This is a genomic window from Oscillospiraceae bacterium MB08-C2-2, from assembly GCA_035621215.1.
In the GTDB taxonomy this organism is placed as follows: Bacteria; Bacillota; Clostridia; order Oscillospirales; family Ruminococcaceae; genus WRAV01.
This window is the reverse complement of the sequence record CP141729.1, coordinates 53,486-68,526: the sequence shown is the minus strand read 5'-3', so window position 1 is coordinate 68,526 and position 15,041 is coordinate 53,486. Positions and strand designations below refer to the sequence as shown.

General features: G+C 48.6%; 10 protein-coding genes. 7 read left to right on the top strand and 3 right to left on the bottom strand.

Features of this window, described 5'->3' with window-relative positions; genetic code table 11:
- The first annotated feature begins 23 nt into the window (after nt 1-23).
- Genes nifE through U6B65_00305 form a run of 5 tightly spaced genes read left to right on the top strand, consistent with a single transcriptional unit; the run spans nt 24 to nt 6,175 of the window.
- Nucleotides 24-1,361: a nitrogenase iron-molybdenum cofactor biosynthesis protein NifE gene (nifE, locus tag U6B65_00325; GenBank protein ID WRS28967.1), complete on the top strand. Its 1,338-nt coding sequence runs from the start codon at nt 24-26 to the stop codon at nt 1,359-1,361.
- The gene (locus U6B65_00320) at nt 1,339-4,014 is read left to right on the top strand and encodes a nitrogenase component 1 (GenBank protein WRS27604.1); all 2,676 of its coding nucleotides are present in this window, start codon (nt 1,339-1,341) and stop codon (nt 4,012-4,014) included. The genes nifE and U6B65_00320 overlap by 23 nt, the downstream gene beginning before the upstream one ends.
- A gap of 5 nt (nt 4,015-4,019) precedes the next feature.
- Nucleotides 4,020-4,328 (top strand): 2Fe-2S ferredoxin, encoded by a 309-nt coding sequence (locus tag U6B65_00315; protein WRS27603.1) that lies wholly within the window; start codon nt 4,020-4,022, stop codon nt 4,326-4,328.
- A gap of 60 nt (nt 4,329-4,388) precedes the next feature.
- Nucleotides 4,389-5,360, top strand: a complete 972-nt coding sequence (locus U6B65_00310; GenBank protein WRS27602.1) for an isopropylmalate synthase — start codon at nt 4,389-4,391, stop codon at nt 5,358-5,360.
- Nucleotides 5,357-6,175, top strand: coding sequence for a homocitrate synthase (locus tag U6B65_00305; protein WRS27601.1), 819 nt, complete (start codon nt 5,357-5,359; stop codon nt 6,173-6,175). Before U6B65_00310 ends, U6B65_00305 begins: the two co-directional genes overlap by 4 nt.
- Before the next feature lie 256 nt (nt 6,176-6,431).
- Here U6B65_00305 and U6B65_00300 read toward each other — a convergent pair whose 3' ends face one another.
- The 3 genes from U6B65_00300 to U6B65_00290 all read right to left on the bottom strand — a co-directional run bounded on the left by U6B65_00300 (nt 6,432) and on the right by U6B65_00290 (nt 10,827).
- Entirely contained in the window at nt 6,432-7,613 is a 1,182-nt protein-coding gene (locus U6B65_00300; GenBank protein ID WRS27600.1) for an MFS transporter, read from the bottom strand.
- A gap of 65 nt (nt 7,614-7,678) precedes the next feature.
- A complete protein-coding gene (locus U6B65_00295) occupies nt 7,679-9,631 on the bottom strand; it encodes an NAD(P)/FAD-dependent oxidoreductase (protein ID WRS27599.1) in 1,953 nt (650 codons plus the stop codon).
- 44 nt (nt 9,632-9,675) lie between these two features.
- A complete protein-coding gene (locus U6B65_00290) occupies nt 9,676-10,827 on the bottom strand; it encodes an iron-containing alcohol dehydrogenase (GenBank protein WRS27598.1) in 1,152 nt (383 codons plus the stop codon).
- Between the two features lie 309 nt (nt 10,828-11,136).
- Between U6B65_00290 and U6B65_00285 the strand changes: the two genes are divergently transcribed.
- Together U6B65_00285 and U6B65_00280 are read left to right on the top strand one after the other, a co-directional pair.
- The gene (locus U6B65_00285) at nt 11,137-12,705 is read left to right on the top strand and encodes a helix-turn-helix domain-containing protein (GenBank protein WRS27597.1); all 1,569 of its coding nucleotides are present in this window, start codon (nt 11,137-11,139) and stop codon (nt 12,703-12,705) included.
- A gap of 444 nt (nt 12,706-13,149) precedes the next feature.
- Nucleotides 13,150-14,925 (top strand): methyl-accepting chemotaxis protein, encoded by a 1,776-nt coding sequence (locus tag U6B65_00280; GenBank protein ID WRS27596.1) that lies wholly within the window; start codon nt 13,150-13,152, stop codon nt 14,923-14,925.
- Nucleotides 14,926-15,041: the final 116 nt, after the last annotated feature.

The window sequence follows — 15,041 nt, the reverse complement described above, 5'->3', positions numbered from 1 at the left end:
TTTTGCAGGAACGAGCCGGCTCCATTTGGGAAAAAGGATTCTGTTCGGGAAACGGAAAAGGCCTGTCCTGCGAAAAAGAAAGCGTCTCCGGTGCCGTTAGCCAGCGGGCATGCGTTTATTGCGGGGCCCGAGTGGTGCTGAACCCCATTACCGATGCCTACCACATTGTTCACGGCCCCATTGGATGCGCCAGCTATACATGGGATATTCGGGGCAGCCTCACCAGTGGAAGTGAAACTTTTCGCCATAGCTTTTCCACCGACCTACGGGAACGGGATATAATTTTCGGAGGGGCAGATAAGCTCCGCCGAGCCATTGATGAGTTAATGCACGAGCGCAGGCCTCGGCTGATTTTTGTGTATGCCACCTGCATTGTAGGGGTAATAGGAGATGATGTGGAGGCAGTCTGCCGGGAAGCCGAGCAGCAGCATGGCATCCGGGTTATTCCGGTGAAGGCCCCCGGATTTTCCGGCACCAAGTCTCAGGGCTATAAGCTGGCCTGCGATGCTATTATGCGGCTTGTGCGTCCTGCTGTGCCGTTGCCCCGGCAGCAGGGAGTCAATATTCTGGGAGACTACAATTTGGCCGGAGAAATGTGGATTATTCGAAACTATCTGCAAAAGATTGGTGTTCCGGTGGTTTCTACCATTACGGGGGACGCCTCTATGGATAGCTTGATGAAATCACCCTCTGCTTCTTTAAATATTGTTCAGTGTGCCGGTTCTTCCACCTATCTGGCCAACCAGATGGAGGAGGAGTTTGGAATTCCCTACATCAAAGTGAGCTTTTTTGGTATAGAGGATACCACCAACTCCCTCATCCGGGTGACGCAGGCATTGGAGAACCGGGAGGCTGAACAGAAGGCACGTGCCTTCTGCAAAACTAAATCTGAGGAAATGAAAGGCTTTTTAGAACGCTACCGCCCCTTCTTGGCTGGGCGAAAAGCCGCTATTTTTGTAGGTGGTGGCTTCAAAGCCATTTCTCTCATTCGCCAGTTTAACGAAATGGGCATTGAAAGTGTGGTTGTAGGCACGCAGACAGGCCAAAAAGAAGACTATGACATCATCGGCTGTCTGCTAAAGGATGATGCTGTTATTTTGGATGATGCCAACCCGGCTGAACTCGAAAAATTTATGTTGGAAAAGCAAGTGGATATTCTGGTGGGCGGTGTCAAAGAGCGCCCCCTCGCCTACAAGCTGGGAATTGCTTTTTGTGACCACAACCATGAGCGCAAGCATGCTCTTGCCGGTTTTGAAGGCATTGAGAACTTTGTAAATGAGGTTAATCTATCCATTAACAGCCCGGTCTGGAAGCACATTGGAGAAAGGAGGAAACACCGTGAAGGAAAAGCCGCTGGTTAACCTGAATGTGAATCCCTGCAAAATGTGTATGCCAATGGGAGCAGTTACAGCATTGTATGGCATTCGGGGGTGTATGTCCATTCTTCACGGCTCACAGGGCTGTGCCACTTACATACGCCGCCATATGGCTACCCATTACAACGAGCCGGTGGATGTGGCTTCGTCTTCACTCACTGAGCAGGGTACCGTGTTTGGCGGAGAAGAAAATTTACTGCGGGGCATTGACAACCTGATTGCGCAATATCACCCGGAGGTGGTGGGGGTTGCCACCACCTGCCTGGCCGAAACCATCGGAGAGGATGTGGGTGCAATTCTGCATAAATACCGGAGCAGCCACCCCAATTCTAAAGTTAAACTGCTTTCAGTGGCCTCTCCCGGTTATGGCGGAACCCAGAACGAGGGCTATTTCCGGGCACTGCGTTCCGTGCTAGAGCAGGTAGAAATGGAGCGAAGTTCCCATAGCGGTATTAACATTATTACTCCTCATATTTCTCCTGCGGATACCCGGTGGCTGAAAGACCTGCTGAATTTCTCTGGGCTTTCCTATGTGTTACTGCCGGACCTGTCTGAAAATTTAGACGGTGTTCATGCCCCTGTATACGATCGGCTGCCCAATCAGGGGACTTCATTGGAGCAAATTTCTGCAATGGCAGGGGCACAAATGACCATTGAGCTCTCACAGTTTGTGGAGCCTGAGCTTTCTCCCGCTCAATACCTTTACGATATCCATCAGGTGCCGTTTGTTCGATTGGGATTGCCGGTGGGAATTGAGGCAACCGACACATTTATTAACGTTTTGGAAGATTTGGGTGCTACTTTTCCACCGGCTCTGGAGCAAGAGCGGGGACGGCTGGCAGATACTATGATTGATGCCCACAAATACTGTGCCGATGCCCGCACCGCTGTGTTTGGTGAGCCCGATCTTGTAGCGGCCTGCGTGGGGCTGTGTCTGGAAAATGGCACCATACCACTGGTAGCGGCAGCAGGCAGTGTATGCCCTTCTTTATCCCAAGCTTTATTGGAGCCCATGAGCCGTGGAGCCGCTCTTTGGTTTGAACAGGACCCAATCGTTTGCAGTGACTGCGATTTTGAACAGATAGAAGCCCTGTGCCTTTCACAAAAGGTGAACTTAATGATTGGGAATTCCGATGGCCGCCGTATCTCCCACCGCCAGCATATCCCCCTGATTCGCCTTGGCTTTCCCATTCACGATCGTGTGGGCGGGCAGCATGTGCGCATGCTGGGATACACCGCTTCACAGCAATTAGTGGAACAAATTGCGAACACGATGCTTGCACGAAAGGAAGAGGGCTTTCGCCAGGAACTGTACCAACGCTATTACCAGCAGAAGCTGCACCGTGCAGCAGAATCCCCCATTACTTTGGAGGCGATTGCTATGCCCAAAACCATTGAAGAACGCACCCTGACCCACCCCTGCTATACCTGCTCGGGAACTAAAAATGCCCGCATTCATTTGCCTGTGGCACCCAAGTGCAACATTCAATGCAACTATTGTGTGCGCAAATTTGATTGCCCCAACGAGAGCCGCCCCGGCGTTACCACAGAGATTCTTTCACCCCAGCAAGCGGCGGATAAGTATTTTGCGGTTCGGGAAAAGGTTCCGAATCTTACCGTAGTCGGCATTGCAGGCCCCGGCGATGCATTGGCCAATTTTGAGGAAACCCGGGAAACCCTGCGGCTGATTCGGGAGCAGGATCAGGAAGTAACCTTTTGCCTTTCCACCAACGGCCTGCTGCTGCCACTTTACGCCCAGGAGCTGATTGATCTGGGGGTTTCTCATGTAACCATTACGATCAATGCGGTGAATCCCCAAATTGGTGCGGATATCTATCACCATGTTAATTATCTTGGCACACGCTACACCGGAGTGGAGGCAGCTTCTATTCTAATGGCCAATCAACTTGCAGGTTTGCAGTATTTATCCCGGCGGGGTGTGCAGTGCAAGGTAAATATTGTGGTGCTTAAAGGCTGTAACCACGAGCATGTGCCACAAATTGTTCAGACTGTAAAAGAACTTGGTGCCTGCATAACCAATATCATGCAGCTCATTCCGGTGGAAGGCAGCGCCTTCGCTGATATGCCACAGGTTAGTATGGCAGAAATCCACACCCTGCGGAAGAACTGTGGAAAATATCTGCCTCAAATGCTTCATTGCCGCCAGTGCAGGGCAGACGCCATTGGAACACTGGATAACGACTTGTCCATTGCCTTTCGGGGAAAAAAGGAAGAAAATATATCCTTATACCAGCCAGACGAACCGGAACTTCCGGTGTGGAGAGTGGCTGTTGCGTCCAAAAGCGGGATGTTGGTGGATGTTCATTTCGGCCATGCTAACACCTTTTATATTTATGAAAGCGATGGAAAAACAGTCTGCTTTATAGAACGGCGGGATGTGAACCGTTATTGCGGCGGCAAAGCCGATTGTGATCAAACCCAAGAGCAGAAGGAAAGCGTTCTTGATGTGGTTGCAGACTGTCAGGCTGTAACCGCTTTGCGTATAGGCGAAGCGCCTTCCCGCAGGTTGGAGGCGGCAGGGATTATATTCTTCCCCATGTATGAGCGAATTGAAGAGGCTGTGGGAGCCTGCGCAAAGAAACTGTCTCAAACAAGTTGTGCTGTTAGGAAAGGATGAGTGAAATGGTTTCTCCCCAATATCATATTTTTGTATGTACCAGCTGCCGCATTAACGGGGTGCAAAAAGGTTTTTGCAGCACAAAGGGCAGCCCTGAGCTGGTAGAAAAGTTTATGGAAGAAATAGAAGACCGGGATCTTTCGGGCAATTGCATGGTCACCAATACAGGCTGTTTTGGCATCTGCGACAAAGGGCCCATAGCCGTGGTATATCCACAAGGGGTTTGGTACGGCGGGCTGACCGAAGAAGCCGTGGAAGAAATTGTAGAGCAGCATATTGAGGGTGGAACGGTGGTTTTACAATATCAAATTTGAGCCGGGACTCTGGTAAAATATCGTGTTTTGCCAGAGCCTGGGATAAAAGGGGGTTCATTTGTGATTTGCGTGATTGACACGACCCTTGCCTGTTTGGAACGCTATACTGTCAGTTCCCAGCAACTGGCCATGCTGCTGGAGGCGCTAATTGCAATCAAGGTGGATTACATTGAGCTGACTCCTTCTATTTACCGCAAATTGGGAACGCTGAATCCCAAAGGCAAATATATTCTGCGGCTTTCTATGCCGGGAGAAGCCTTGCAGTTTCCGGAATTCTCTCGCTTTGTATGCCCGGCCCGGGGTATGTCGGTGCCCAATGGCGTAACCACGGAAGTACAGGTCAATGATCTGAGGGAAGCCTATTTATTACGTTCCGTGCGGGAATTGCCCAGTGTTCGTATCACCGGCTTGGATGATCTTTTGCTCCATGATTGGCAGGAGGCTTTTGTGGATTTGCGGGCCCGTATGGCAGGAAGGGTAGAGTTTTGCCCGGAAAACCAGTACTTTTGTGCAACAGCCTTGGCGGTGGAGTGGGTTCTGGGCGGTGGAACGGATATTGTAACCAGTTTTGGCGGGCTGGGCCACAAAGCCCCCTTGGAGGAGGTGCTCCTTGCGCTGCGCTTGCAGGCTCACCACAAGCCCGGCAATCAATTTTCGTGTTTTCCAGCTATGAAGGCGTTAATTGAGGAAATCACAGGTCAGACCTTTCCCCATAACAAACCGGTTATCGGCAGTAATATCTTTCATGTGGAATCGGGTATTCACGTGGATGGTATCCTGAAACGGCAGCAGCTATACGAACCGTATTTTCCCGAATTGGTTGGCAGTGAGCGCCGTTTTGTGTTGGGCAAGCACTCCGGTTTGCAGTCAATTCGGCTCAAACTCCAACAAAACGGATTAAATCCGGAAGCCTTCCAGTTGGCAGAACTGTTGGATGCAGTGAGAGGCCAGAGCATTGACCAGCAGGGGTGTGTGCCAGATGATCTCTTTCTTCATCTGGCTCAGGGTTACCGAAAGGAGGAGGCAATATGAATCCGGTGTGCTATATTGTGGATACAACGCTGCGGGACGGGGAACAGTCTCCCTCGGTAGCCATGAGCATGGAGCAGAAGGTGGAGATTGCTTCGCTGCTGGAACATGCAGGTGTTTATCAGTTGGAGGCCGGCACACCGGCTATGGGCGAATACGAAATAGAAACCATTCGTGCCATTATGAATAAACGCAGCCGCATCAAGGTTTCTACTTGGAACCGCATGCGGGAAGATGACATCGCCAAATCCTTTTCTTGCAAGCCGGATATTATCCACATCAGCGCACCGGTATCGTACGCCCAGATATACACCAAGCTGAATAAGAATAAAGCGTGGCTTCTTAAAAAGTTACTGTATCTAGTGGATCTGGTGCGCCAGGAAGGCTACGAGGTAACCGTTGGGTTTGAAGATGCTACCCGGGCTGATATGTCTTTCTTGATTTCGCTATCCCACAGGTTACACGAAGTGGGAGTTTCCCGCATTCGTGTTGCGGACACAGTGGGTGTATCCGCTCCCGGACCCATTGCAGAAATGGTGCACCAATTAAAAGTGGGCTGTGGATTGCCCATTGAGATTCACTCCCACAATGATTTGGGAATGGCTGTGGCAACCTCGGTAGCAGCTGCTAAATCCGGTGCAGAATATATCAACACCACTTTGGGTGGAATTGGTGAACGGGCCGGGAACTGCCGCTTCGGGGAATTCGTTTTTGCAGCGGAAAGACTTTTTCAGCTAAGCCTGAATGCACAGCAGGCATTTGCGTTGGAACACAAAATGCAAACCATTGTAGGAACAGAAAAGATCCCCATATGCTGAGATGATTCAAGGTTTTGCGGAACTGTTGGAATATGCGCTTATATACTGTTAACCCCATGATAGTAGTATATAATTATGAGGATTAACTTAATAATTTCAGTACCGCCTAGCAGTCAATCTTTTCTCATGCTCCCACCAAAGTGTATTAAAGTATTGCTGCTTTGTCTGCCAAAAAAGAAATATCCAAATCATCAAAAATAAGCCTCATACTCCGAAGAGTATGAGGCTTATTGATTGTAACTTTGGCAATTGTTAACTATGCAGGAAGTTCTTCTTGGCTTTTCTGGCGCAGGGTTCTCATTGCGGAAACCGCAAAGATCACCGTTAGTATAGCGGCACAGACATAGTAGCGCCCGCGAACACTGTCACCAACAAAAACGGAGGAAACGCCGGAAACCGCATAGGGTGCAATGGTTTGCCCAACATTCACAACGGCACCGTTTAAAGCAATGCACAGGGTAATGGCTGCCGGAGAAACAGCGGTCAGGATGTTGGTAATCAACTGAGGAAATACCATCATCATTCCGAACCCAGTCAGCAATCCAGAAATGTATACAAACACGGGGGCTTGTGCGATTGCCATTGACAGCAGGCCCAGCGCGGAAAGGGCAAAGCCAACAGCCATTGTCCATTTTTTCAGTACCTTTGCCAGCCCACCATAGATTGCGCCGCAAACGAACCCGCCCACTGTGAGCATGGAAAGTCCAACGCCTGAAATTGCAGCGGTTCCAATTCCTTCTCCCTCAACAAAAAGAGACAAGTTGACAGCAAAGCAGTGGAGGAAGGTCATATAAACAAAAGCAACGAAAAACCAGTAGATTGCTTTTCCGGGGATTTTGATTTTTTCCTTGGTACCAGCAGCCTTCTGCGCGTGCTGAGGGCGATCCTGCGGAAGGAAAAGCAGCACACCTATAAACGCAGCAAGTCCAACGAGATGAACCCAAAATATTTGCTTATAGCTGGCCATAACCAAGATTCCGCCCAGAACTGTCATGATGACATTCCCGACAGAGCCGGAGGAGTTGATCCAGCCCAGCAGGGTATCACGCTGAACCGGCGCATCTGCAAAGCGCTCAAAGATAATGGCTTGTCCAAGGGGCTGAACCAAGCCAATGCCAAGGCCGATCAGCAGACGAGACGCATAAAGCGCCGAAAAGGAATCAAAAAAGATGGGCAGACAGCCGCTTACGGTAAAAATGGCCAAACCGATCAGTGCAACCGCTTTTTTTGAGATAAAATTGGAGAGAGGGCCTGCAATAAAGCTTACAACAATGATTACAATTGCGGGAATGGTGATCAGGGTCTGAATGGTTTCTATGTTAACCTCAGGGTATGCTGCGGCAATGCTGCTCAGTCCTGCCGAAATGCTCATGGCACCCATGGAAATAAGGCCCATCATCAATATACCTATGACGGTTTTTACATTTCCCTTAAACATAAAACAACCTCCTCAATTTTAGAAAATGGCACGTATGCTCCGCACAAAACAGCTTTTTTATATAACTAGCTGAGCCGATAAGCCTCACGGTAGCCGGCGGCGACCGCTTGCTTGATTCTGCCTGTGTTGTGAGCATCGCCGATGAAGATGACCCGATCATAAAGCTCTTTCAGTTCATTTCCCAGTGTTTTTTCAGACTTCACACCCAACGAAAGCACAACGGCATCCGCATCAATTTTGCTTTTCTTCCCGCTCTTATCTTCCACAAGAACGCCATCCTGCTGAATCTCCAGCAGCTTGTGTCCCGGGCAATATATAGGATTTGAGGGTGCAAGCTGTGCTTTGATGTCGGAGAGGGGCTGCCAATAGGCACCGGGGCCGATTTCATCCGCCATATCAATGATGGTCAGGGTATTCCCCTGCTGTGCAAGCATTTCTGCTGTTTCCATACCGGTCAATCCGGAACCAATCACTGCGATGTGTTTTCCGGTGTATTTCACGTTGCCGCACAAAATGTCATCCGCTGTACAAACATTGCAGTTATCCACGCCACAGATCGAACGTGGCACAATAGGCTGGGAGCCGGTTGCTACAAAGATTGCGTAAGGGTTGAGTGCTTTAATGCTTTCCGCTGTTGCCTCAACGCCAAGGCAAAGCTTGACACCCTTCTTCTTAAACATGGTCTCATAGTAGTCAATCATCCAGCTCATCTTTTGCTTGTGGGGAGTTCGGGAACCGAGCCAAACCTGTCCGCCAAGGTGGTTTTCCTTTTCAAACAGAGTTACGCTGAAGTTGCGCTCGGCAAGGGTCAAGGCCGCTTCCATACCTGCTGGCCCTCCGCCAATCACGGCGACCGCACGTCCATTCCCATCGCAGTCAATATCATTATAGAACCATTCAAATCCGGTTCTGGGATTCACCGAGCAGTTAATCCCGTCAAACATGGTTTCCATACAGTTCAGGCAGGAAATGCAGCGGCGGATTTCTTCTGTGTGTCCCCCGCTGGCTTTGTTGCACCAATCCGGATCAGCCAGCATGCCGCGAGCAATGGTTACACCATCTACACGCTTTTCAGAAATAATGGTTTCGGCAAACGCAGGGTTTCTAATTACGCCAACACCAAAGACCGGCACGTCAACTACCTTTTTGATTTCCTCTGCCAGATAAATCTTCCAGCCCTCGGGATAAGAAACCGGCTCCCATGCTTCATTCATGGTTTCATATACACCAGCCGAGACATTAACAGCATCAAGGCCGAAGGGAACCAGATGTTTTACGATCTCAACAGACTCATCAAGCTTCAGGCCGATTTCACCCTCGGGAATGGGGAAAATGGAGCGCTCAAGGAATTCATCCGCCGATATTCTGAGCATAATGGGATAGTCCCCCAGACGCTCCCGGATGCCGATGATAATCTCCTCTATAATTTTTGCACGCTTGATGGGGCTTCCGCCATATTTATCCGTTCTTTTGTTCGTGTAGGGGGACAAGAACTGGTTAAGCATGTAGCCATGGGCGGCATGAAGCTCCACACCGTCAATCCCTGCCTTCTTGCAGCGCTCTGCGCCATCGATAAACTGCTGAACAAGCTCTTCCACTTGTTCGGTTGTCATTTCAAAGCAGGGCCAGTTGAGCATCAGGCTTTTTACGCCGCTTGGGGTGGCGCACATGCCGCCGGGAACAACTGTCTGCCTGCCCGGGTGGTGAAGCTGGATGAAAATGGCGCCGCCGTAAAAGTGAACAGCATCAGCAAGCTGAGTAAGCCCGGGGATAAACTTGTCGTCTGATGCGGAGGTCTGCCGATCACCCATCATGCCGTGCTCATCGTTTACCCTTGTAACTTCATTGACAATCAGACCTACGCCGCCTTTTGCCCGGGCCGCATAGTAAGCGATTTCACGGTCGGATACGGTTTGATCGGGATTGGCGGTCATATTGCCCATTGCGCCCATAACCACACGGTTGCGGATTTCCAGCGAGCCTATATTTATTGGTGAAAATAAATTCGGATAATTCATATTAATTTCCCTTCTATGCATTTTGTGCACACGACAAACAAACCTTATTCGTAGAGATCAAAAACCTGCGCCATCATGCGGGCAAGAACTTCCTCGTCCTGCTGCACAATGCAGCCCATACGCATCATTTCGCCCATGGCATAGCTTACTGTATCCATAACCTGCTCACGGGTAAAGCCCAGTGCACGTATAGATGAGATGCCGATTTCTCTGTTGAAACCGCGCACCGCTTCAGCCAGCGCTTTCGGGAGAGCCTCCTCTGTGGTTTTCAATTCGAAAATCTTAGCAATCTGCATATAAACATCCGGCCGGGCAGATGCAACAAGCTCAATAACGCTAGGTGTTACCAGTGCGCATCCAATGCCATGGGGAATGTGAAGCCGTGCACCCAATGCATGCGCCATAGCATGGCCAACATTAACCTGAGAATCCTGGAATGCAATACCGGCAAAGTTGCTGGCAATAGCAAGATTGCGGCGTGCTTCTACATTGTTTACATCCTTCACTGCAACGGGCAGCCACTTGTAAATGCGTTCGATTGCATTAATGGCCAGTGTATCGGAGTGGGGATTGGGGCCAACATTACACAGCGCCTCGTTGCAGTGAGAGAAGGCATCCATGCCAGTGTAAGCAGTAACCTCTGGGCACAGCCCTACTGTAAGGTCAGGGTCAACAATGGCAGCAGCGGCAGTCACCAGACAGCCACATTTCTGGTGGGTATCCGTGTCGGTGATGACCGCCACAAAAGTGGATTCAGACCCTGTGCCGGAGGTGGTAGGAATCATGATGGATTTGATAGCGGGCTTGAGAGACTGAGGCGCAACCTCAAAATGAATAATCTGCTTGAGTGCTACGCTGTCGTTGTTTGTGGCATACAAAGAAATGCCCTTGCCGGTATCAAGAGTGGAGCCGCCTCCGCAGCCAATGATACCATCTGCACCCATTTCTTGGGCAAGCCTTGTGCCCTCGATCACGGTCGTATCAGGCGCATCCATCATTACACCATCATAGACAGCGACTTGGATTCCGGCAGCCTCAAGGCTGCTGATGGCTTTTTGGGGGATGCCGAACTTCATGATGCTTTTTTCTGTGACAAGCAGCACCTTGGTCATGCCAAGCTCCTTGGCAATCTCGCCTGTTCTGTTAATCTCCCCATTACCAAAATACACCGGGCATAACTGTGAATACCTTGACATTAGATCGTCTCCTCACTATTATAGTAGTTAAGTAAAAAAAGATTGTTATTCCGGTAACAATCTTCAACAAGGCTAGTATATCAGTGGGCAGTGAAATCATCAACGGCAGAAATTATGAAATATTCCCTTAATGTTTGTGCCTTACCCACACCCATAGCATGTCATAAAACGACAACGAGAGAGCTTTTGATTGTTAAAAACTGAACAAAGGTCGTAAATATGCTATAAGAAAGGTATTGTTATTGGTCACTTTATATAAACGGTATTGGGGGACATATAAAATATGAAAAAAGTGAGGTTGAGGGAGTTATGATAACCGGTTTCGATTCGGTGATATCTTTGCTTAAAAACAGCTCCGCAGAAGTTCACTGCGTTGATACAGCCAAGCAGCTGGAAGCGTTCTGCATTTTTAAAGGCAATGAGGAGACTTGTTTCGAAAGGTGCCTTTACCTGCTTTCAGGGGAACTGCTTCCGCCCAGCCCACCAGAGGGTATATCCTCGCTTGTTATTTCGTTCCTTGACAGGCCCATGCCTGAAAGCTACCAAGCTGTTAACTGGATTGTTTTAAAAAAAGAAACCGACTTGCTGGCTGTGGTTTCTTCCCTTCAGACACAGTTTTCCGCCTCAGAACCGACAGATACATTTTTCAACCGCTTACTTGCAGCAACAAACGAATCCCAAAGCATTCAGAAGCTGCTGGATATCGGACACCAAGAGCTGAAAAATCCGCTGCTTTTGGTTGATATTGCACTGTGCTTTGTTGCGCATTCAGGGGGAACACAAATTGTAGATGAACCCCTCTGGGATTGGACGCTGACCAAGGGATATGTGACAGATGAGTATGTCCGTTATGTGATGAGTGGTGATGAGGGCACCCCAAATGCGCAGGAGCCTTCTCCCAATACCCACGATTCTCGCCTGATCTGGCAGGAAGGCATGCTGCAGCACCGTCAACTGGTGGCGAAAGTAAATGGAAGCGGAATGCCTCTTGGCTATTTAAAGCTGCTCGAATACAACCAGCCCATCGGGGCGGAAGAAGCACAAAAGCTTTTGATCCTGAGCGAGTTTATTGCAATTTGCATGGGTTACTGCTCCGAATCCCATGTTCGGGAAAATACATTGGTGGAAACATTCTTAACAGCGATGCTCACGCAGCGGCTGTTTGATAAGGCGGCCATCGAGGAACGTGTCAGCCGCTTTCAGCTTAAGCTTTATGACAATCTCACCGTTATTGTTTTGGGAACCAAAAACATGATGCGTGAGAAGGTTTATTTTATTATAAAGAGAGCCAAGAACTTTTTAACAAGAGAGACAATGGTGATTTTCAAGGGCAACCTTGTGATTTTATACGACCATAAGCAGCCTGAGCCTTTTTCTGAAAATGAATTAAATAATTTTGAAAAGCTGTGCAGCGATTTTGGCGTTCGGGCTGGTATCAGCAACACTTTTAACGAGATGCATTCTTTTGAATCCTTTTATCGGCAGGCTAATACAGCACTAAAAATCAGTGAGGATATGAACAGCCCTCAGCACGTTAGCTATTACAACGATACCAGCATTTTGCATATGATCAGTCTCTTTTCCGAGCACAATGATCCTTCTGTACTGATTCATCCAGCGGTGTTTCAGCTGCGCAGTCACGACGAACAGTTTGCCAGTGACTTTTTTACCACACTCAACGAATATCTAAGAAACAATCAAGACATGGCTTTGACAGCTGTTGCCCTGCATATACATTACAACACCCTTAAATACAGAATGAGGAAGCTGGTTGAAGTTACAGGATTGGATCTGACTGATCACAGTCTGACGTTTCGCTTGTATTTTTCATTTATTGTTTATGAATTCCTTGATAAAAGCAACAAACTGCCGCAATAAAACTATAGGCTTGTGCACATCCATGCTCGATATCAAAGTATATATAAGAATCACTTTCATAGTAGTAAAAAATACACTCTCGCCTTAAATGGTCGGGAGTGTATTTTTGTAATAAGAGGTCTGAGTTGATGATATAGGCACTACATGCTGTATGGGTAAAAATTTTACAGCTCCCGGATCAAAGAATTCCGAGGCCTGCTTTATTGAGGTATCCCTTTGGCAAGACAAGACAACTTAACATGCTCTTTTATTGAATTTTTTTGCATTTTATGTTGAGTGCAGACCTTTGTTCTGCCTTGTGTGGTGGGTCCCATAACAGGATCCGCCAAGAAGCACAAAAGAAATACCGTGGGAATAAGCTGTGATATACCCGCTTACGGGGAATTACTCGGTGGCTGGTGAGAAGTTAAAAGCTATCCTACTATCAACCCAGAGGAGTCAGTCATGAAAAGGTTTAAGGACTTTCGCATTTCGCACAAATTAATGACCGGTTTTTTCTCACTAATTTTGATTATGGTTATAATAGGCAGTGTTGGAATCAGCGGATTGTTCCGTGTCAATCAAACCAGCACATATATGTATGAAAATAAAACTAAGCCTATTGAAAATATGATTCATGCCATTGAAAATTTATATCAGCTTCGCTCCGATTCCAGAGCTATGGTGATTTTCGCCGGAAATATGCAGGAACTGGCAAAACTGGAGCAAGCCCTAAAATCTGAACACGAAAAGCTCATCAACTATATGGCACTTTATCGTGAAACTTTTAATGCCGATGACGCAGAACTAATTGCTCTGTATGATGAAAGCCTTGATTTGATCAACAATATTTATATCCCCGCTGTCAGGGCAAGCCTTGATGCAGCAAAAAGCGGCAATCAGCAAGCCGCTCTGAACACGCTTTCGCAGGATCTGGAAACCATCGAGAAAATATTCAGCAACTTTGATTCAATGGTCAACCGCAGTATGGATGGAGTGAAAGCCTCCAGCGAACAAAATCATCACACCGCTCTGCTATCCACCATTCAGCAGATTGCTTTTCTTTTTCTCGGAACACTCATCGCTGTATTCCTGAGCATCAAAATATCCCAAATGATTAGCAAACCCATCCAACAGGTGGTGGAAGCGGCCAAACAAATTACACTGGGCAATGCCGAAGTGCAGCTCAGCGAAACTGTCTCTAAGGATGAAACCGGCCAACTTATGGCCGCCTTTTCCGAAATGCTGGCCGGTATCCGCTTGCAGGCCGAATCAGCGGTACAGCTCAGCCATGGCGATTTTACCCATGAGATTCCTTTGCGCTCTGAAAAGGATGTCTTGGGACTTGCTCTGGAAAAAATCAGGAAAGATCTCAGCCAGACCATCCACTTGATTCGCTCCACAGCTGCACAAGTGAATACAGGCGCAGGGCAGATTGCAGATGCGGCTCAGGAGCTGGCTTCCGGAACCACAGAACAAGCCTCCAGCATTGAGGAATTGAATGTGGCCATGGCCAGTGTTGCCCAGCAGGCCGAGCAGAACGCACACAATGTAATCAGCGCTTCGAAAGCTGTTGAAGAAACCGGAACCGGGGTTCATGCCGGTAATGAACACATGCAAAAGCTCAATGCCTCCATGAAAGAAATCGCCGTAGCCTCCAAACAAATTTCCAACATCACCAAGGTGATTCAGGACATTGCCTTCCAGACCAACATTCTGGCTCTCAACGCCGCCATCGAAGCCGCACGTGCAGGCCCAGCCGGAAAGGGCTTTGCAGTGGTTGCCGATGAGGTGCGCAATTTAGCAGCCAAATCCGCCGAAGCCGCCAACCAGACAGCCGCCCTGATTCAGCGTTCTTCCGCCACTGTAGCGGAGGGCGAAGAGCTGGCCGATAAAACTGCTCAGCTATTAATCAATGTGGCCGAAAAAGCTGCCTTGGTCAACACAGCTATTAAGCAGATTGAAGCTGCCTCTTCACATCAGGCGCAGGTTATCGAACAAATTAACCAAGGATTGAATCAGGTATCGGCGGTGGTGCAGACCAACGCTGCCAGTGCCGAAGAAAGCTCCGCTTCCAGCGAGGAATTGGCGGCCTATGCTCAGGCACTGGCTCAGGAAATCCGCAAGTTCCGATTGGAGCAGCAAGATTTATTCGACACCAACAAGGCCCAAGAAAACGGCTCCGAGGATCATGAAGCATCCGGGGCATCTGCATCCAGTGCAGGCTACAGTAAGTATTAATTAACAGCACGCACAATAATCCATTAAAATATAAAACTGCTTTACGGCAAGGTTGCTTTGCCGTAAAGCAGTTTTGCTATAAAGTTTGCAAGGTATTCATTCATAATTTTCATTTT